This window comes from Sodaliphilus pleomorphus (assembly GCF_009676955.1).
In the GTDB taxonomy this organism is placed as follows: Bacteria; Bacteroidota; Bacteroidia; order Bacteroidales; family Muribaculaceae; genus Sodaliphilus; species Sodaliphilus pleomorphus.
The window spans coordinates 980383-998318 of record NZ_CP045696.1 but is presented as its reverse complement, the minus strand read 5'-3'; the positions used below and the strand labels follow the sequence as shown (position 1 = coordinate 998318).

General features: G+C 59.0%; 12 protein-coding genes. 6 read left to right on the top strand and 6 right to left on the bottom strand.

What is annotated here, in order from left to right:
• Positions 1–11: 11 nt before the first annotated feature.
• Positions 12–1253: a glycerol-3-phosphate dehydrogenase subunit GlpB gene (gene glpB, locus GF423_RS04085; protein ID WP_154327185.1), complete on the bottom strand. Its 1242-nt coding sequence runs from the start codon at positions 1251–1253 to the stop codon at positions 12–14.
• Complete coding sequence (glpA, locus tag GF423_RS04080; RefSeq protein WP_154327184.1) at positions 1250–2872, bottom strand: anaerobic glycerol-3-phosphate dehydrogenase subunit A; 1623 nt, start codon at positions 2870–2872, stop codon at positions 1250–1252. The genes glpB and glpA overlap by 4 nt, the downstream gene beginning before the upstream one ends.
• 264 nt (positions 2873–3136) lie before the next feature.
• Between glpA and GF423_RS04075 the strand changes: the two genes are divergently transcribed.
• Positions 3137–3901, top strand: coding sequence for a DeoR/GlpR family DNA-binding transcription regulator (locus GF423_RS04075; protein ID WP_154327183.1), 765 nt, complete (start codon positions 3137–3139; stop codon positions 3899–3901).
• A 121-nt stretch (positions 3902–4022) separates the two neighbouring features.
• Here GF423_RS04075 and GF423_RS04070 read toward each other — a convergent pair whose 3' ends face one another.
• The 4 genes from GF423_RS04070 to GF423_RS04055 all read right to left on the bottom strand — a co-directional run bounded on the left by GF423_RS04070 (position 4023) and on the right by GF423_RS04055 (position 11340).
• Positions 4023–4814 carry a glycerophosphodiester phosphodiesterase family protein gene (locus GF423_RS04070; RefSeq protein ID WP_154328971.1) on the bottom strand — a complete coding sequence of 264 codons (792 nt, stop codon included), beginning with the start codon at positions 4812–4814 and terminating at the stop codon, positions 4023–4025.
• 164 nt (positions 4815–4978) lie between these two features.
• Positions 4979–6346 (bottom strand): BACON domain-containing protein, encoded by a 1368-nt coding sequence (locus GF423_RS04065; RefSeq protein ID WP_154327182.1) that lies wholly within the window; start codon positions 6344–6346, stop codon positions 4979–4981.
• A 10-nt stretch (positions 6347–6356) separates the two neighbouring features.
• On the bottom strand, positions 6357–7940 hold the full coding sequence (locus GF423_RS04060; RefSeq protein WP_206113364.1) for a SusD/RagB family nutrient-binding outer membrane lipoprotein: 1584 nt from the start codon (positions 7938–7940) through the stop codon (positions 6357–6359).
• A 94-nt stretch (positions 7941–8034) separates the two neighbouring features.
• Positions 8035–11340: a SusC/RagA family TonB-linked outer membrane protein gene (locus GF423_RS04055; RefSeq protein ID WP_154327180.1), complete on the bottom strand. Its 3306-nt coding sequence runs from the start codon at positions 11338–11340 to the stop codon at positions 8035–8037.
• Positions 11341–11580: 240 nt separating this feature from the next.
• On the opposite strand from GF423_RS04055, the gene GF423_RS04050 reads away from it, so the two are divergent.
• From GF423_RS04050 to GF423_RS04030, 5 genes are all read left to right on the top strand, one after another.
• Complete coding sequence (locus tag GF423_RS04050) at positions 11581–12729, top strand: clostripain-related cysteine peptidase (RefSeq protein ID WP_154327179.1); 1149 nt, start codon at positions 11581–11583, stop codon at positions 12727–12729.
• A 343-nt stretch (positions 12730–13072) separates the two neighbouring features.
• Positions 13073–14071, top strand: a complete 999-nt coding sequence (locus GF423_RS04045) for a DUF6562 domain-containing protein (RefSeq protein ID WP_154327178.1) — start codon at positions 13073–13075, stop codon at positions 14069–14071.
• A gap of 51 nt (positions 14072–14122) precedes the next feature.
• Positions 14123–15172: a DUF6562 domain-containing protein gene (locus tag GF423_RS04040; RefSeq protein WP_154327177.1), complete on the top strand. Its 1050-nt coding sequence runs from the start codon at positions 14123–14125 to the stop codon at positions 15170–15172.
• A gap of 2 nt (positions 15173–15174) precedes the next feature.
• On the top strand, positions 15175–16137 hold the full coding sequence (locus tag GF423_RS04035; RefSeq protein ID WP_154327176.1) for a DUF6562 domain-containing protein: 963 nt from the start codon (positions 15175–15177) through the stop codon (positions 16135–16137).
• A 33-nt stretch (positions 16138–16170) separates the two neighbouring features.
• The gene (locus GF423_RS04030) at positions 16171–17889 is read left to right on the top strand and encodes a DUF6562 domain-containing protein (protein WP_154327175.1); all 1719 of its coding nucleotides are present in this window, start codon (positions 16171–16173) and stop codon (positions 17887–17889) included.
• Positions 17890–17936: the final 47 nt, after the last annotated feature.

Below are 17936 nucleotides of genomic sequence, written 5' to 3'. Positions count from 1 at the left end.
TCAATTCCTCTCTATTTCTGTAAGATGTTTTTTGCTGCCTGCAGGGCGGTGAGCATGTCGACGCCGGCACCGTCGGCCATTTTCACGCGGTTGTTGCCGCTCAGCACGGCGCCTGCAGCATAGCAGTTGTTGATTACTTTGCCGTCTTTCTTCACGTGCAGCTTGGCATCGGTTGCCACGCCAAAGTGCATGTAGGGCTGGTCGTTGAACACGCCGTAGCGGCTCCAGTCCTTGCGCTCGCCGCTGTAGTCGACGTCGAGCCCCAGCACGGGCTCGTACACGCGCTCGTAGTTGGCTGCCAGGCCGTGCGAGAGGAAGCTGCCGGTGGCCAGCACATAGTTGCGGGCCCTGAGCTCGGTGTCCTCGAGCTTGGCGGTGTTGATGCTCATGAGCTTGTCGCCCTCGAGCTTGCCGCCAGTGACCTGGTCGCCGGTGAGGAAGGTGCCGCCCAGCTGGGCAAAGCGCTTGTTGAGCAGCATCTGGGTGCGCACGCCGGGCACCGACGGGGGCAGGGTGGCCACATAGTAGAGTGGCGTGTCGACCTGCTCCTTGAGCGAGGTGGCCTCGCCGCCGTCGCGCATGCCTGCTACTGCCGGCACAAGCACGGCGTCGTAGCCCGTGGCCAGCGTGTTGAGCTCTCGGGCCACCTCGGCCACTACGGCCGGGTGGGTGAGCACCTTCGATATGTTGGTGGCACGCATCTCGCTGGGCGACTTGCGCGCACGGGTGAGCTCGGGGGTGGTGAAGGCTTTCAAGTCGACCTCCACGCCCAGCTGGCGCAGGCCGGCCACGACAAACTTGGAGGGAAAGTCGAGATAGCCCATGATGTTGGCCACGAGCACCTTTTTCCACGGTGCGGTTGCGGGCTCGTCGAGCGTTACAAAGTCGTCGATGGTGAGCCACGTGGGCTTGAGTGCGCCCATGGGGGTGAGGCGGTAGTGGTTGGCCTGGGCATCGCCCTTGGTCTTGAGGCCGCACTCGGCAAGCAGCTGCTGTGCCTCTTGTGCCGTGGCGGCGATGTCGCTCACCTTGCTGTAGGGGTGGGTTGCATCGAGTTGCGCGATGGCCTCGACGGGGTTGGCCACGGCCTGGCCCTGGGCGTCGTAGCCCAGCAGGTCGAAGCTGCCCGAGGCAAAGTGCAGTGCGCTCTGCCCGTCGCTCACCAGCGCCACCTTTTGCCCGGCTTTGAGCAGTGCCAGTCCGGCAGTGAGGCCTGCGAGGCCTCCTCCTATAATGATGGTGTCAAATTTCATTGGTTGCCTCCTTCCTTGCTTGAGAACTGGTTTAGTCCTAATAAGTCTTCATATATGGTGGCTGTGAGCTGGGCCTCGCTCAGGGTGTCGCCCCAGGCTACTGGCTTCATGCCTTTCCAGCGCTCGTCGACAAAGCGGGCCAGGTCGGCGGCCTCCTTGCTGGCGGTCTCGCTCTTGCACAGCAGGTTGGCGGCGCGGCACGAGCACAGCTCGCCCTGGCAGGTGCCCATGCCCACGCGTGTGCGGCGGCGCAGGTTGAGCAGGTTGTGCACGTGCAGGTTGTCGACGGCATATTTCACCTCGCCCACACTCACCTCCTCGCACTCGCACACCAGGGCGTCATCGACCAGGTCGGCCTCGTCGATTTGCTTGGTGTAGGTGCCGTGGCGGCCGTCGGCTGCCTTCTGGGCAAAGCTGTAGGTGCGCAGGGTGGCCTCGTCTTTCTTTTCCTCTGAGCCAGGCAGCGCAGTGGTGGCAGTGGTGCAGGGCTTGTCGATGTGCAGCTTCTTGCAGGCCAGGTTGGTGGCCACCTCGGCCATCATGCGGTAGGTCATCATCTTGCCGCCGGTGATGGTGATGAAGCCGGCCAGGCCGTCGCGCGTCTCGTGGTCGAGGCACACGATGCCGCGGCTGATGCTGCGGCCCGAGGGGTCGTTGTCGCTGGCCACCAGCGGGCGCACGCCGGCATAGGCGCGCAGGATGCGGGTCGAGGCCAGCGCGGGGGCGAGCTTCTCGCCCTCGGTGATGAGCACTTGCACTTCCTCGTCGGTCACACGCATGTGGTCGCACTCCTCGATGGGCACGCGGTCGCTGGTGGTGCCTATCACGCACACGGTGTCGTCGGGCACCAGAATGTCGGCATTGGCTGGCTTGCGGCAGCGGTTGATGACCATGTTGTTGACGCGGTGCCCGAAGATGAGCAGCGCGCCCTTGGCCGGGAACATGTTGACTTTCACACCGGCCATTTGGGCGATGAGCATGCCCCATATCCCGGCTGCATTGATGACCAGGCTGCTGTGCACTTCGAGCTGCTGGCCCGTGTGGTTGTTGCGCAGCTTCACGCCCTCGACGCGGTCTTGATTGATGATGAGACCGGTCACCTCGTGGTAGTTGAGCAATTGAGCGCCGTGCAGGCGGGCGTCGACCACGTTGGCAATGGTGAGACGGAAGGGGTCGATCGAGGCGTCGGGCACCCTCACTGCTCCTGTGAGGGTGGGGTTGACTGCCGGCTCGAGCTCTCGGGCCTGGGCAGGGTCGATGACGTCGGCCCTGATGCCGGCTTTGTGGCAGGCCTCAACAAAGGTGGCCTGATAGTTGAGATCGTCCTCGGGAAGAGTTATAAACAAACCGTCGGTTTCATCGACGCAGTGGCGTGCAATCTTGCGCAGGGTCATGTTCTCCTTGATGCACTCCGAGGCCGACTCGCTGTCGGTCACGGCATACCGTGCCCCGCTGTGCAGCAGGCCGTGGTTGCGGCCGGTTGCGCCGTTGGTGAAGTCGTAACGCTCCACCAGCAGCACACTCAACCCGCGCATGGCGCAGTCGCGCGCAGTGCCGGCTCCAGTGATGCCGCCCCCGATGATGATGACGTCATAATGGCTTTTAAGTTCGTTGTTCATTACTATAAGTTTTGTGGCGAGAGTATAATTAGTTCCTTTTATTTTAGTCTATATCAACAAGTGGCAGGCGTTTTGAAACAAAAAATGACGTTTTGATTTTTGCTTTGAAACGTATATGCTTTTTGTTCGCAACAAATTTAGCTACATTTTTAAAAATCACCAAGTTTTTTACGAAATAATTGTTTTCGAAGCGCTGAAATTATTCAATTTTTTATAACTTTGTAATATTCAAAGTATAGCTTTGTGTATAAATACCATTGCATCATGATTAAAGATAAACGTCATGCACTCATAATGAGCACACTGTTGAAGAAAGGAACTGTGCAGGTTACCGAGCTGGCCGAGGCGCTGGGTGTGTCGTCGGTCACGGTGCGCAAGGACTTGACCGAGTTGGAAAAGTCCAACAAGCTGTATCGCAGTCACGGTCGTGCGATACTGCTCAACCCGTTTGCCAACAACCGCTCGGTCAACGAGAAGGAGAAGCTGGCCCCCGAGCAGAAAAACAACATCGGGCGTGAGGCGGCCAAGCTCATATGTGCCGACGACTCGATATGCATAGGGTCGGGCACGACGGTGCATGCCCTGGCGCGCAACATTGTGCCCATGCACCGGCTCACGGTAGTGAGTGCCTCGCTGCAGGTGAGCGAGATTCTTGCGCAAAACGAGAATATCGACATCATCCAGCTGGGCGGCCAGCTGCGTCACAGCAGCCTCTCGGTAGTGGGCAAGTACAGCGGCATGATATTGCGCGACTGCTCGTTTTCCAAGTTCTTCATCGGTGTCGACGGCATCGACTTCGACTTCGGCTTCTCGACCACCGACCTGCGTGAGGCCGAGCTCAACCGGCTCATGATGAAGGCGGCGCAGAAGACTATCGTGCTGGCCGACAGCTCCAAGTTTGGCCGCCGCGGCTTTGCCAAGATTGGCGACCTCGAGGAGATCGACCTCATCATCACCGATAGCGACATCAGCCCTAAAGACGTGAAGCGCATCCACGACCTGGGCATCGACCTCGTCATCGCCCAGTAGTCCCACCCCGGCTCCAAGGGGCACAGCAACGCAAAAGGCCACATAGCGCGAGAGCCTGCACAACAACACATGCTGTGCAGGCTCTCGCGCTTGTAGCGGGTGTGGCGAGCCGGTGATGCCATTATTTCACGAGTTGCAGGCAGGTGACGGGCTCGTTGGTAGTGATGAAGTCGGCGCCCTGATCGATGCACCACTGCATGTCTTCGGGCTTGTTGACGGTCCACACGTTCACTTTCAGCCCCAGCTCGTGGGCCTTCTTGAACCACTCGGGGTGCTTTTTCATCACCTTGAGCTGGTAGTCGAGGCCGGCGGCGCCTATTTTCTTGAGCGTCTTGGGGCTCAGCTCGCCGTCGAGATAGTACACGGGCGAGCCTTGCGGCAGCCACTTGAGCATGTCGAGCATGGCGTTGAGCGAGAAGGTGATCCATGTGGTGCGCTTCATGAGGCCATACTTGTCGACGAGCTTGATGGCCTTTTTCACGGCTGCGTCTTCTTGCAGCTTGTTTTTGTGCTCCTTGACCTCGAGCACCACTTCCAGGCCGGGGTGCTTGGTGAAGTTGGCCAGGTACTGGTCGAGGGTGGAGATGTACTCGCCGTCGGGCAGCTTGAGCTTTCTCACGTCGGCAGCTTTTGAGGTCTGGATGGTGACGCCGTTGAGCACCCCGTCGTGGTTGACGAAGAGCTCGCCGTCGGTTGTCGACCAAATGTCAAACTCGGAGCCGTACACCCCGATGCGGGCGGCGCCGTTCTGCGAGTTGATTGAGTTTTGCGAGGCGGTGGTGGCGTCGTCGGGGCCTGTCACACCCTCGGTCTTCCAGTAGCCGCGATGGGCTATCACCTTGGTTTGGGCATAGGCGCCCACACTGAGCAATGTCATAAGCGCTAAGCATAAAATGATACGTTTCATCTTCAGTATTGTTGTTTTGATATGTGAGTGTTGCAAATTTAGGTTATCTTGTTGAAACTGGCAAAGCCATGCCAGGACAGCTTTGCCAGTTTATGAAAATTTTACCTTTTCGTTACCCACCACTCACCGTCTTGCCCTTGAGCAGTGGCGGGAGCGGCGGTCGAGCGTCGTCAGTCGTTGGAAGCCAGGCCGGCACGCACGGTGAAGTTGTCGATGAAGACGCGGTTCTTGCCTTGCCCTATGGTCTTGAGTGCAGTGCCGAAGGCGCCGCCTATCATCACCACCTGGGTCTCGCTTGTGGCACCTGCGATGAGCACGCTGTATTTGGTCACAGGCTTGTTCCATATCAGCAGGCCGTCGGGGTCGGTCGTGGGGTTGAAGTTGTTGTCGCTCGTGAGTGTGATGCAGGCGCAGCCGGTGAGGGTGAGCGGCGTGGTGCCGTCGGCATCAACATAGGAGCAGCTCTGGTTCAGGTCGGCAGTGCCTGCGCCCTTCACGCCCACAATCTTGCCCGGGCCCAGGAGGCCCACATAGAGCACCTTGTCGTCGAGAGCGCCCTTGGCCGATGAGTAGCCCACAGCCTGGAAGCTCACTGTGATGTCCATTGTGCCGGCAATCTCGTCGATCTTGGGCGAGACGATGTCGCCGCCGCTGCCGGTCTTGCCCAGCTTGAAGAAGCCCGGACGCATGTAGCAGGTGGTGCTGCGGCTCACCCAGCCATGGGCCAGCTCGTCGTCGGTCCACTTGTCGAAGCGGGCACCCGACTCTCCGTTGGTGTCCCAACCCAGTATCGAGAGGCCGGCGCGCGTGTCGATGCCGTTGATGCCCATCCAAGCGAAGTTGTCGAAGAAGATGGTGCTCAATTGCGTGACGGGGATGTCGAGCGTGAGGGCTGCGTAGTTGCCGGTGCCCTGCAGGTGCAAGGTGATGGTGCGGTCGTCGCCCGAGAGGTTCTCGCCTGCAGTGAGCAGGAGCACGTTCTCGTCGGCAGTGCTGCGGGTCACGGTGAGCCAGCTGGTGTCTTTGCCCTTGAGTGAGTACTCGTAGGGCACGTTGGTGATGACGGTGAACTGGTTCTCGCCGCCTGTGCGGGCGATGGTGAACGAGGTGGCCGAGCCCTTGAGATAGGGCTCAGCGCCCGTCTGAGTCACAGTGAAGGTCTTGCCCGAGTCCTTGCCGTCGAGATAGATCTTGTAGGTGAGCGTGCGGGTGTCGGGCTTGTTGTTGAGCGTGCGCGAGAGGCGTATCAGGCCGTCGCCCTCGCCCTCGTCGGGAAACACGCGCAGCCAGCCGTTCTCGTCTTGTGGCACCAGCTTCCAGGGGCGGTTGCTGCGCACGACCAGGGTCTTGGCCTTGTTCCACACCGTGGTGTCGGCGGCCGTGTAGTCGAAGTTGTAGCTCTCGATGGCGTTGCTCCCGTCGTAGACGGTGAAGAAGGCCTCGCCCGCGTCGTTGTCGTCGCTACAAGCTGTGAATGATAGTGCTGCGGCAACGGTGAGGGCTGCAAGCAGCACGCTTGTGATATAGTGTTTCATCATTTTTGTTCAATTAATGCGCAGAGTAAGTGAATAATAATTTGCCGGTGATGGCCTGCTTGCTCCACCACACGGGAGTCTTCATCGTGTTGTCGCCGCCCATGCGTGCAAGGGCTGCCTTCACCTGGTCGGCATTGTTGGCCACGGTGGTGTTGTTGTAGGCAAAGCGCTGAGGATACTGGTAGTCGTTGTAGTCGGTGCCGTTGCCCAGGGTGAGCTCGGGATAGCCGGTGCGGCGTATCTCGTGATAGGCTTCCATGCCGGTCCAGAACAGGGCCAGGTACTTTTGCTCGCCTATGGCCTGCTCCTTGTTGGCATAGTGGTCCCAGCTGCCCAGCGGCGAGGCCAGATAGGTGTCGATGTCCTCGTCGGTGATGGCGCGCGGGGTGGCGCTGAAGGCACCCCAGGGGGCCCACTTCTGCATCGAGGCTCTCACGCCGTTCTCGTAGTACTGGCGTGCTGCCTGCTCGCCGCCGGTGATCTCGCCCTTGAGCGACATCTCGGCCAGGATGAACTGCTCCTCGGCATAGTCCATGATGTTGATGGGCGCTGCATCGCGCACAAACACCTCGTAGTTGAGCTGTGCTGCGTCGCCGTTGCTCTCTGAGCGCTCGGCCGGCGTGCCGCCGCTTATGGCGCCTGCCCAGCCGTTGCTGCCCTCGACAAACCATATGGGCAGGCGTGGGTCGAAGTAGGACTGGATGCCCACCGAGTCGACATAGACCATGAGCTTGATCACCTGCTCGGCTGCATGGTAGCTGCTCGAGGTGAAGTCGTTCTTGAGCATGTTGTGGAAGTAGCTCTGGAACGGGTCGTTGCCCGTGAGGTTGACCACGGCGTTGTCGCTGTTGCTGGTGAACACGGGATACTGCGAGGGGTTGTCGAGCATGTGCTGCACCTGCTCGCCGGCGTTCATCTCGCTGCGGCCGCTCACACGGCACAGCAGGCGCATGCGCAAGGTGTTGTTGAACTTCTGCCACTTGGCCATGTCGCCGTTATACATCAAGTCGAGGGGGGCAAAGTCGGCATCGGCGCTCGAGGCGTTCTTCTTGATGTAGGCGGCATAGATGTTGTTGGCCGAGTCGAGGTCGGCAAGCATGTCTTGGTACACCTCTTTCTGCGACTCAAAGGTGGGCTTGGTGATGGCCTGCTCGCTGCGGGCCTTGAAAGCCTCCTTGTAGGGGATGTCGCCATAGATGTCGGTGAGGTTGCTCATGATGAGCACCTTCAAGGTCATGCCCACGGCCTGGGCAGCGGGCACGTCATACTTGACGGCCATGTCGATCATGTGCTGGCAGTTGTTGCCGTAGTTGCAATAGTTGTTCCACACGCTGGTGAAGTTGGACTCGCCTATCTTGTAGCGGTTCTCTTCGCGGGTGGTGCCGCCGCTGAACACGGTGTACTGGGCGAGCTCGTCGTTCCAGAACCAGCTGTAGTAGGTCCAGCAGCTGCGAGCCATGCCGTAGAACATGGGCTCAAACATCTCGTAGGGGTTGTGCAGGTCGCCCACATTCATGTAGTTGGGGTCGGTGTTGGTGCTCTCAAAATCGTTGGTGCACGACACCGTCGAGAGCCCAAGCACTATTGCCAATCCCATATATAATAATTTCGTTTTCATCTTTGAATACTTAATATGTTGTGTTTGGTTTCTATTGTTGAAAATAGCTATGAGCTTGCATTGGCGTGAAAGATTAGAAACTGAGTTTCACATTCACACCGTAGCTGCGCGTCATGGGGAACGACATGGCCTCGATGCCCGAGGTCACATAGGCGCCGTTGAGCGAGCCCACCTCGGGGTCGTATTGCGGCCAGTGGGTGATGCAGAACAGGTTGGTCATGTAGAAGCCCAGGCTGGCGCCTTGCAGCACGCGGGTCTTGGCGCATATCTTCTTGGGCAGGGCGTAGTCGAGACGCACTTCCTTGCACTTGAAGAAGTTGGTCGAGAAGGTGTTTTCCTCGGTGTTGTCGCGCACATACTTGTAGGAGTTGTAGTAGGTCGAGATGTTCTCGGTCACGGTGGTATTCTTGGTGTAGGTCACCTTGCCGTCGGCACCGGCGATGGCGTTCACGCCGTCGACCACAAGGCCGTCTTGGCGACCGGGCAGGGTGCTCTTGAGCTTGCCTTGGTAGCCCAGGGCGAAGTTGGTGACCGAGAAGGCGTGTCCGCCATACTGGGCGCTGAAGGTGGCGCTGAAGGTGAAGTCGAAGAATTTCACCGTCTGCGTCATGCCACCGCGCCACATGGGGTTCACGCGGCCTATGCGGCGGTCGGCCTTGGTGTCGAGCAGCGGGTAGCCGTTTTTGGGATTGACCAGGATGGCGCCCGAGCAGTCGTGGGTGTTGCCCTCGGCGTCGGTGTAGGTGGCTCCCTCGGGAGCGCGCTGGTAGCCCTTGCCATATATCACGTTCATCTCATGGCCCACAAAGGAGTAGATGTAGACGCGGTTGCCTATCGTGGTGCCGTTGGCAGCCAGCTGCAACGGGGTGGCAGGGTCCCAGCCGTCGCTGTACTCAACGAGCTTGTTCCAGTTGCGGCTCCAGTTGATGTCCATGCTCCACTCCACGTTGCGGGCGCGCACGGGCACGATGTGGGTCGATATCTCGATGCCGCGGTTCCTGATCTTGCCGGCGTTCACCAGTCGCGACGAGGCGCCTATGATGGGGTCGGTGGCTGCCGAGATGATTTGGTCGGTGGTGCTGGAGCTGTAGAAGGCCAGGTCGAGACCCAGGCGGTTCTTGAACAACATGGTTTCAAGTCCAAGCTCCCAGCTCTCGACGTTCTCGGGCTTGATCAGGGGGTTGGCCATCGAGCCGGGCAGGCTGTAGCCGCCGGGATAGGTGGCGCTGCGGCTGTAGGTGTCGGTCAGGGTGTAGGGGCTGGTGTCGTTACCCACGTTGGCCCACGAGAGGCGCATCTTGAGCATGTCGACCCACCAGGCCTTGTTCTTGAGCTTGAGGGCCTTGTCGAGCAGGATGCTGGCGCTCACGCTGGGGTAGAAGTAGGACCAGTTGCCGCGGCCCAGTGCGCTCGACCAGTCGTTGCGGCCGGTGATGTCGAGATAGTAGGTGTCGTCCCAGCTCAGCGAGGCGAAGCCGTAGAAGCTGTTCACGATTTTCTTGGCGTGGTAGTTGTAGGGAGTGGGGTTGATGCCTATGGGGGTGTTGTTGGCATTGTACACACCCTCCTCGCCCAGCTCGTCGAGGGTGATGTAGCTGCGATACCACTTGCGGGTCATGGCGTTGCCGCCAAAGGCCACGTTGAAGCCCAGCCGCTTGTTGACCCAGCTGTTGTTCACATAGCGCAGCAAGAAGTCGTGGTTGTACTCGTAGTCGCGTATCGTCTGCTCGCGGTAGTAGCCTTTGTTGTGGCCTGGCGAGTAGTAGGGGCGCTGCAACTGGCGGAACTCGTCGTCCATGTCGAGACCGGTGCGCAGGTCGAGCGTGAGACCCTTGACCGGGAGGTTGATGTTGACCGAGACGTTGCCGTATATGCGGTTTTTCTCGTTGGCGTTGAGCTCCTCATAGAGCGAGCGGTAGGGGTTGTAGTAGCTGGCAGGGTTCACGATCATGCCGGCCTCCACGTTGGCAGGCGTGTAGCGGCCCTTGAAGTACTCGTCGCGGTACACCTGCATGGGGTTGCACGAGAAGCCCCATGCCAGCAGGTAGAGGGGGTTGTAGGCGCCATATCCCATCACAGGCATGTTGTCGCTCTGCTTGCGGGTGTAGGTTGCCTTGGCATTGAGCTTTATCCACTTGTTGAGCTGCGTGGTGCCCGAGAAGTTCACCGTCTGCTTCTGGTAGCCGGTGTTGGGCAGTATCCAGTCGTTGTGGGTGTCGGTGATGCTCAGGCGGGCGTTGCTGCCCTTGCCGTTGCTGCCGTCGACGGTGACGGTGTTGTTCCACGTGGTGCCGGTCTCAAAGATGCCGGTGTACCAGTCTTTCTGGTACACCCAGGGCATTTTGGTGTACATGCCGGTGTCCCAGTCGTAGCTCTGGTAGAGGTAGCGCATCTGGTTGGCGTCATATTTCTCGCCGAAGCCGTAGCGGCTGTAGTGGCGCGACTGGGCAATGCCGTCGCTGGCATGGTCGGCATCGACGCTCCACATGCTGAAGGGGGTGTAGCCCAGGTCGCTGCCAGGGCCGTAGGTTGACTGGAAGTCGGGGAAGTAGCCAGCCTTTTCAAACACGACCGAGCTGTTGATGGTCACACCCACCCCTTTCTTGGAGCGCCCGCTCTTGGTGGTGATGATGATGGCGCCGTTGGCGGCGCGGCTGCCGTAGAGGGCCGTTGCTGCCGGGCCCTTGAGCACGCTCACGCTCTCGATGTCCTCGGGATTGATATCGCTTGCGGCGTTGCCAAAGTCGACTGGGGCGTCGTTGTTGCTGTAGCTCGACCCGCTGCCCGACGAGGTGCCCTCCGATGTGATGGGCACGCCGTCGACCACAAAGAGGGCCTCGTTGGCACCGTAGTTGAGCGACTGGTCGCCACGCAGCACCACGCGCATGGTACTGGTGGGGCCGCTGCTGGCGCCTGTCATGCTCAGACCGGCGACCTTGCCGTTGAGCGAGTTCAGCCAGTTGCCGCTCTGCGTCTTGGTGAGCTCGCTGTTGTCGACCTTCGACACGGCATAGCCCAGCGATTTCTGCTCGCGGGTGATGCCCAGTGCGGTCACCACCACGTCGTTGAGCATGGTGCTCGATTCCTCGAGCCTCACGGTTACTGTGCCGCCCGTGGGTTTCACCTCCTGGCGTTTGTATCCCACCGAGTTAATGACTAATACTGGACTCTTTCCAGTCACTTTGAGAGAGAAGTGACCGTCGACATCGGTGCTTGTTCCGTTTTTGGTACCTTTCTCCATGACGGTGGCGCCTATCATGGGCGTCTTGCCGTCGGGCTCATACACGGTACCCGTGACCCGCGTCTGTGCCGACATTGCTGTCGCTATCACAAGCAGGGCAAGCAACCAAACGGTTCTTAGGGCTTGTTTTAATCTCATAATGCTTAAGTTGTTATAAAAATTTATATTGTTTAGTAAGTTGGTTAATTCGTCGTGCAGTGTTTCGAAATAATTGGGAATAAATTTCGAACAAAGCAAAATTAATAAATGATGTAGACAAATGCAAAACTTTTTTAATTCTTTCTTGCAATTATAACTGTGTTTTGCTGTTTTTTTTGTCATCTAAGACATGTTTTATAACTTTGTGACAAAGATAAAAAGGAAAAAACAGTTGCAGCCATGATACAGCGTAACATTCTCTTAACGTTTGCAGTTGCCCTGGTGCTGCTGGCCCCGCTTGCCGGCTGCAGCAGCGACAGCCACGAGCCGAGCCAGCCGGCCCTGGCCCGGCGCACGATACTGGTCTACATGGTGGCCACCAACAGCATGGGCTCTCTCGACCACGACGACGAGGACCTGGCCGAGATGGACAAGGCTGTGGCTGCCGGCGCGCTGGGCGGTTGCCGCCTGCTGGTGTACCGCGTGAGCGTCGACGAGCCACAGCCCGAGCTCTTCGAGATTGTACGGGGCAAGGGCGCCGTTGCGCAGCACCGCGGGCTCAAGGCCTACGATGCCGCCCCTGGCAGCTCGGTGACTCGTGAGCGCATGAGCCAGGTTGTGGCCGATGTTGCAGCCCTGGCTCCGGCACACAGCTACGGGCTTGTGCTGTGGTCGCACGCCTCGGGGTGGGCCAAGAGTCTCACCACCAAGGGCGCCGTGCGGCGCCGCGAGTTTGCCATCGACAACGGCCACACCATGCCCCTCGATGTGCTGGCCAGCGCGCTGCCGGCGGGGCAGTTTGAGTGGATATATGCCGACGTGTGCTACTTTGGCAGCATCGAGGTGGCCTATGAGTTGCGGCACGCCACGCGCTACTTTGTGGGCAGTCCCACCGAAATACCGGGCACGGGCATGCCCTATGACGTGGCCTTGCCCTATTTGTGCCAGGACTCGACCCGCCTCGTCGATGCCTGCCAGGCCGTCTACAGCCACTACGCCGCACGCAGCGGCAGCGAGCAGACGATGGCCCTGTCGCTCGTCGACTGCAGCCAGCTCGACCGGCTGGCCGCAGTGTGCCGGCAAGTGCACGCCAGCGCTGTGCCGCTTGAGAGCACGCGGGGCCTGCAGTGCTACAACATGGGTGGCTACCGCTTTTTGTTCGACTTCTTGCAATATGAGCAGGCTATTGCCCCGCCGTCGCTTCAAGCCGCCCTTGGCCAAGCCTATGCCGCCGCTGTGCGCTACAAGGCGGCCACACTGCGCATCTTCGACACGCTCACCATCGACCCCGTGCGCTACTCGGGCCTGTCGGTGTACATACCGGGCACCTCGCCTGGGGTGAACGAAACCTACTACAAGACCCTGCAATGGTACCGCGACACCTATTAATATATAGGGTAGACCCTGCGGCCTAATTTGGGCAGGGCCAAAAACACACAGTAGCATAAAAATAATGTTTACCCTTGTCGAGTGCCTGTCACAAATGAGATTTAAGCCAGCTATCGACTAATAAATGAAGCTTTTTTTTTTGAGATTATAATAAAAAATTAACTTGTAATTTTGCTGTTAAGGGATATTTACATATATTTGCAAATGGAAAAAGTAGGCCTAAATTGCTGTTTTAGCTCTTGTTAACCTTCTGGTACTACCGAGATTAGCTATCAAAGCGCTATTAATACTATACCCATTAGGAAAGGCCTGCCTTGAAACATGTTTTTGTAATTTGTGTGAATTGAATAGAAATATTGCCGTTGTAGCTATTGCAAGTGTGTTCTTGGCCGTGTTGCTGTCGTCGTGCAAGAGTGGCGGTGGCGACGAGCCACAAGTCGACTATGGCCCTGCCACAGTCGAGGTCACCCTTCACTTCCCCAGTACCGAGCTCACGCCCTACCGAGAGATCGACTACGACGCGCGTGCCATCGAGAGCGATACGATGGGGGTGCGCTACATCGTGCGGGCCTACGCCGTCGACGGCAACGGCGACTGTGCCACTGTGCCAGCCGCCCAGATGGTGGCCACAGGCCCGGTCGCGGCCTCGCTCGACACCCGTTGCCGCTTCAAGCTGCCCAGCGGACGCTACAAGCTGCTGGCATGGGCCGACTACACCCGGCGCGGCTCGACGGCCGACAGGTACTACGACTGCAGCGATTTCTCCGACGTCGAGCTCACCCCCCTGGCCCTGAGCACAGGCAGCGACGACACCAAGCTGTGCTATTGTGGCACGGGCAGCATCGAGTTTCACGTGCCTGCGACCGACAGCACCCGTGTCATCGCCTCAACCGTCAATCTCACTCCGCCTGTGGGCAAGTTCAAGTATGTAGCCACCGACTACAACAAGTTTGTCGACAAGGACAAGAGCGGCTATCGCGTGGTGTTTCTCTACAACGGCTTCTTGCCCAGCAACTTCAACTTGTTTCGCAACCTGCCTTTCAACTCGGTCACCGGCAAGCAATTTGTGTCGACCTTGAGCGAGATGAGCACCCAGGGCACAGGCAGCGCCACGCTGGGCTACGATTATGTGATGGTGAACGGCGACGAGGGTAGTGTCAACGTGCTTGTGGGGCTCTACAACGAGGAGGGCAAGCTCACGGGCCGCACCACAGCCCTCGAGGTGCCGCTCAAGCGCGGCGGCCTCACTGTGGTGAGGGGCAGTTTCCTCACCCACACGGCCAACACGGGTGGCATAGGCATCGACCCTGGCTTTGACGGCGACATCGATGTGTATTATTGACACCTGCTGGCCGCCTAATGAAATTGAAACGATAGCATTAACATAACTATAATGAAAAAACTTTTCAACATATCGGCAGCACTGGCCATCATGCTCATGGCCAGGGGGCTTGCATCGTGCAGCAGCAATGCCGAGCCCGAGCCTGCACCCGAGAAGACGGTGGAGGTGACCTTCAAGGCCCAGCTGCCCAGCCGCATCGACGCGCGTGCCATTGCCGACGGCACCAAGGCCAACGAGCTCTTCTTCTATGTCTACGACGAGAATAACAACAACATTGCCGCCCTCAACCGGCACAACGTCGCCTTCGACCCTACGGGCGAGGCCTCGGTCACCGTGGCCCTCACCGCCGGCCACACCTATAGCTTTGCATTCTGGGCCCAGGCCAAGGGTGTCACCGTCTACGACCCCAGCAGCGCCAGCACCGTCTCGCTCGACTATGGCAGCGAGCGCAAGCCCGTGGCCGGCAACGACGACCTGCGCGATGCCTTCTATAGCCTTGAGAAGAATGTGACCGTTGCCGCCGACGGCACCACCGTCACCCGCAAGATTGTGCTGCGCCGTGCACTGTGCCAGCTCAACTGGGCCATCGACCCAGCGCTGGTGCGGCAAATGAAAGAGGCTGGCGTCGACATCGACGGGGCTCTGGTCAAGGTGAGCGTGAGCAAGGCCTACAACCGCTTCGGCCTGCTCGAGGGCGCCCCGGTGCAACTCGACAACTACTCGCAACCCACCTTTGACTATGCCCTGCAACCTGCCGAGCAGCTCACCCACATCTACGACGCGGCGAGCGAGGACTATAAAAACTTCAGGTGGCTGGCCTTCGACTACTTCCTCACCTCGACGGCACAGCCCTCTCTCATCGATGCCCGGCTCACCATCAAGTGCCTCGACGGCACCGTGCTGGGTCCCTACGAGGTGTCGAACAAGAAGGTGCAGGGCAACCACCGCACCAATATCATACTCACCGGCACGCTTGCCGAGGTGCACGTCAACGTGGTTATCGACCAGGACTTCGACACCACCGACAACAACGTCGGCGCCGCTCCGGCCTGGAAAGCAGCAGCCGGGCATCATCGTTTAACCCATATAGAGAGGAAATGACTATGTCGCGCCTATCCGACCACATGATTGCATCGGCCATTCTGGCACTCGCCTTGCTTGTCACGGCGTGCGCGGGCGGCGACGATGTGCAGCCGGCAGCCGGCAGCAAGCAGGTTACCTTCAAAGTGCGTCTCGACGGCATCGATAGCCGCGCCTTGAGCGACGGCTCCCAGGCCACACGGCTCGAGGCCGTGGCCTACGACGCCAGCGGCAAGGCAGTGCAAGTGCGCTCGGGCCTCATGACCGACCTGCAAGGCAGTGTCACCTTCAACCTGGTCGAGGGCGTGACCTATCGTTTTGCCTTCTGGGCCCAGTCGCCCAGTGCCACGTGCTACACCTTGAGCAACGACTACACCGCCGTTGCGGTCGACTACAGCGGCACGGCCAACGACGACTCGCGCGATGCCTTCTTCCAGCACATCGATAGCTACACGGTGGGCGCCTCGACTGCCATGCAGGCCGTCACCCTCGTGCGCCCGCTGGCCCAAGTCGATTTTGTCGTGGCTCCCGATGAGTGGGAGCGTGTAGTGCGCTCGACATCGCCTGTCACAGCTACGGGCTTCACCCTCCCGGCCGGGCTCTACACCCGGCTCAATCTCTTGACGGGCGAGGTCTCGGCCCCCACCTCCCAGCCCGTAAGCCTCGCCAGCGCTCCCGTGCCCACGGTATCAACCTTGCAGCCCGACGGCTCTTATAGGCACACGCCCATGTTGGTGCTCGACGGCAGCCAGTATGTGTGGCTCTCGATGGGCTATGTGCTGGCGCCTCCCGCGCCGTCTACCTCCATGCTGAGCCAAGTGGCCCTGGCGATGACCAGCGGCACTGCCAAGGCCATCACTACGATTGCAGTGCCCAGCGTGCCCTACAAGCGCAACCGCCGCACGGTGATTGTGCTCAGCCAGCTTGCCAGTAAGTTGCAAGCCGGCGCTCCCCAAGTAAACGAAACATCATCAAATATCAGGTGATTAAAAATAGTATTAATAAAAAAAAAACGCAACATGAAAAAGTTTTTGTTTTTCAGTGCTCTGGCAGCATTGCTGCTCAGCACAGCCGCCTGCTCGAGCGATGAGCCCGCAGCTCAAGGCGACGACACCGTGACCTTCACCGTTAACCTGCAGAACGGCAACGACTCGCGAGCCATCTCCGACGGCACCAAGGCCGTCAACCTCACTGCCTTTGCCTACAAAGATGGGAAAAAGGTGCAGCAACAAACGGCCACCTTCAGCGGCCTGAAGGCCACCGTGACCTTCAAACTGGTGAAAGGCTTGAAATATGACTTCTCGTTCTGGGCACAGTCGCCCGATGCCAAGTGCTACACGCTGAGCGAAGACGGCACGAAGGTGAACATCGACTACACGAAAGCCGCCTCCAATGTCGACAACGACGACGCCTTCTATGGCGTGAAGAAGGATGTGACTGTGGGCAAGTCGGCCAGCGACGAGACGGTGACCATCTACCGCCCGTTTGCCCAGCTCAACTACGGCGACAACCTCGACGACTATGCGGCTGCCAAGGCCGCCGGCAGCGAGGTGACCCAGACCCTGGTGACGGTGGAGAATGCAGCCAATGTGCTCGACCTCACCACCGGCCAGGCCTCGGGCGACGTGGCCGTGACCTATGCCCTGGCCCCTGTGCCGAGCGAAAGCAAGGAGTTGACCGTCGGCGGCACCAACTACAAGTGGCTGGCTATGAACTACCTGCTCGTGCCAGGCCAGGTGCGCATGGCCGACACCAAAATCACGACCGAGAGCGGCCTCGTCACCACCACACTGGCCGTGTATGCCGGCGATACCGAGGTGAACAAGATGAGCGTGGCCAACGTGCCCGTGCAGTCCAACCACCGCACCAACATACTGGGCAACCTGTTGACCGACAAGGTGAACTTCAACGTGGTCATCGACCCCGTATTTGACAACCCCGACTACAACGTTCCTGCCTGGGACGGCACCACTCTCACCGAGCCCAAGCTGCTCGACGGCGTTTATCAAGTGAGTAAAGCAGCCGAGTGGGTCTGGATTGTCAAAAATGGCAACAATAAGAATAACATTGCTCTCACCAGTGACATTGACTTTGCTGGCCACAATTTTACTCCTTTCTATCCAGGCAGCGCCTCTACGCTGGAGCTTAACGGCAACGGGCACAAGTTTATGAATGCCACTATTGTTCCGCTTCCTGCGGGAAAGGGCTACACTTCAGGCCTTTTCAGTGGTGACTTCCTTGCATGCAACATCAATGTGCACGACATCAATTTCAGCAACATCAACATAACCAACGAGTCTGCCGATGGTGGCTATGTTGGTGTCGTCATAGGTGATGTGCAGAGTGGAAAAACAGTGACCTTGAAAAATGTGAAAGCCACCAATTGCACCATTAAGGGCGTACGCGCCGATGCAGTCCTGGTAGGTTTTGTGGGGACAAACGGCACTGTCGACGCCACCAATTGCCACGTGAGCAAGTGCCACGTGAGCAATGTTGCACTGGCTAATGAGTCGGGCTACGTTGCCGGCATGATAGGTCGCCCCGTGGGCAAGGTGATCCTCACCGACTGCACGGTGACCGGTACCACTATCGATGGCATTTGGGCCACAAGGCGTGGCGCTACCAGCATCGATGCTATCGTTGGCGACCGCGAGCAAGGTGGCATTCTCAATGCCAACATCACACTCACCCGCACCACCGAGAGCGGCAACACGATGAAAAAGACCGAGATTGAATAATCGCGACAGGCCATCGCTATTAAGTCTTGCCCGCTCCATGCCCATGA

Bases quoted from the DNA above. Each gene is read 5' to 3' on its own strand.
- glpB (WP_154327185.1), bottom strand. From the start codon at position 1,253: ATGAAATTTGACACCATCATTATAGGAGGAGGCCTCGCAGGCCTCACT.
- glpA (WP_154327184.1), bottom strand. From the start codon at position 2,872: ATGAACAACGAACTTAAAAGCCATTATGACGTCATCATCATCGGGGGC.
- GF423_RS04075 (WP_154327183.1), top strand. From the start codon at position 3,137: ATGATTAAAGATAAACGTCATGCACTCATAATGAGCACACTGTTGAAG.
- GF423_RS04065 (WP_154327182.1), bottom strand. From the start codon at position 6,346: ATGATGAAACACTATATCACAAGCGTGCTGCTTGCAGCCCTCACCGTT.
- GF423_RS04060 (WP_206113364.1), bottom strand. From the start codon at position 7,940: ATGGGATTGGCAATAGTGCTTGGGCTCTCGACGGTGTCGTGCACCAAC.
- GF423_RS04055 (WP_154327180.1), bottom strand. From the start codon at position 11,340: ATGAGATTAAAACAAGCCCTAAGAACCGTTTGGTTGCTTGCCCTGCTT.
- GF423_RS04050 (WP_154327179.1), top strand. From the start codon at position 11,581: ATGATACAGCGTAACATTCTCTTAACGTTTGCAGTTGCCCTGGTGCTG.
- GF423_RS04040 (WP_154327177.1), top strand. From the start codon at position 14,123: ATGAAAAAACTTTTCAACATATCGGCAGCACTGGCCATCATGCTCATG.
- GF423_RS04035 (WP_154327176.1), top strand. From the start codon at position 15,175: ATGTCGCGCCTATCCGACCACATGATTGCATCGGCCATTCTGGCACTC.
- GF423_RS04030 (WP_154327175.1), top strand. From the start codon at position 16,171: ATGAAAAAGTTTTTGTTTTTCAGTGCTCTGGCAGCATTGCTGCTCAGC.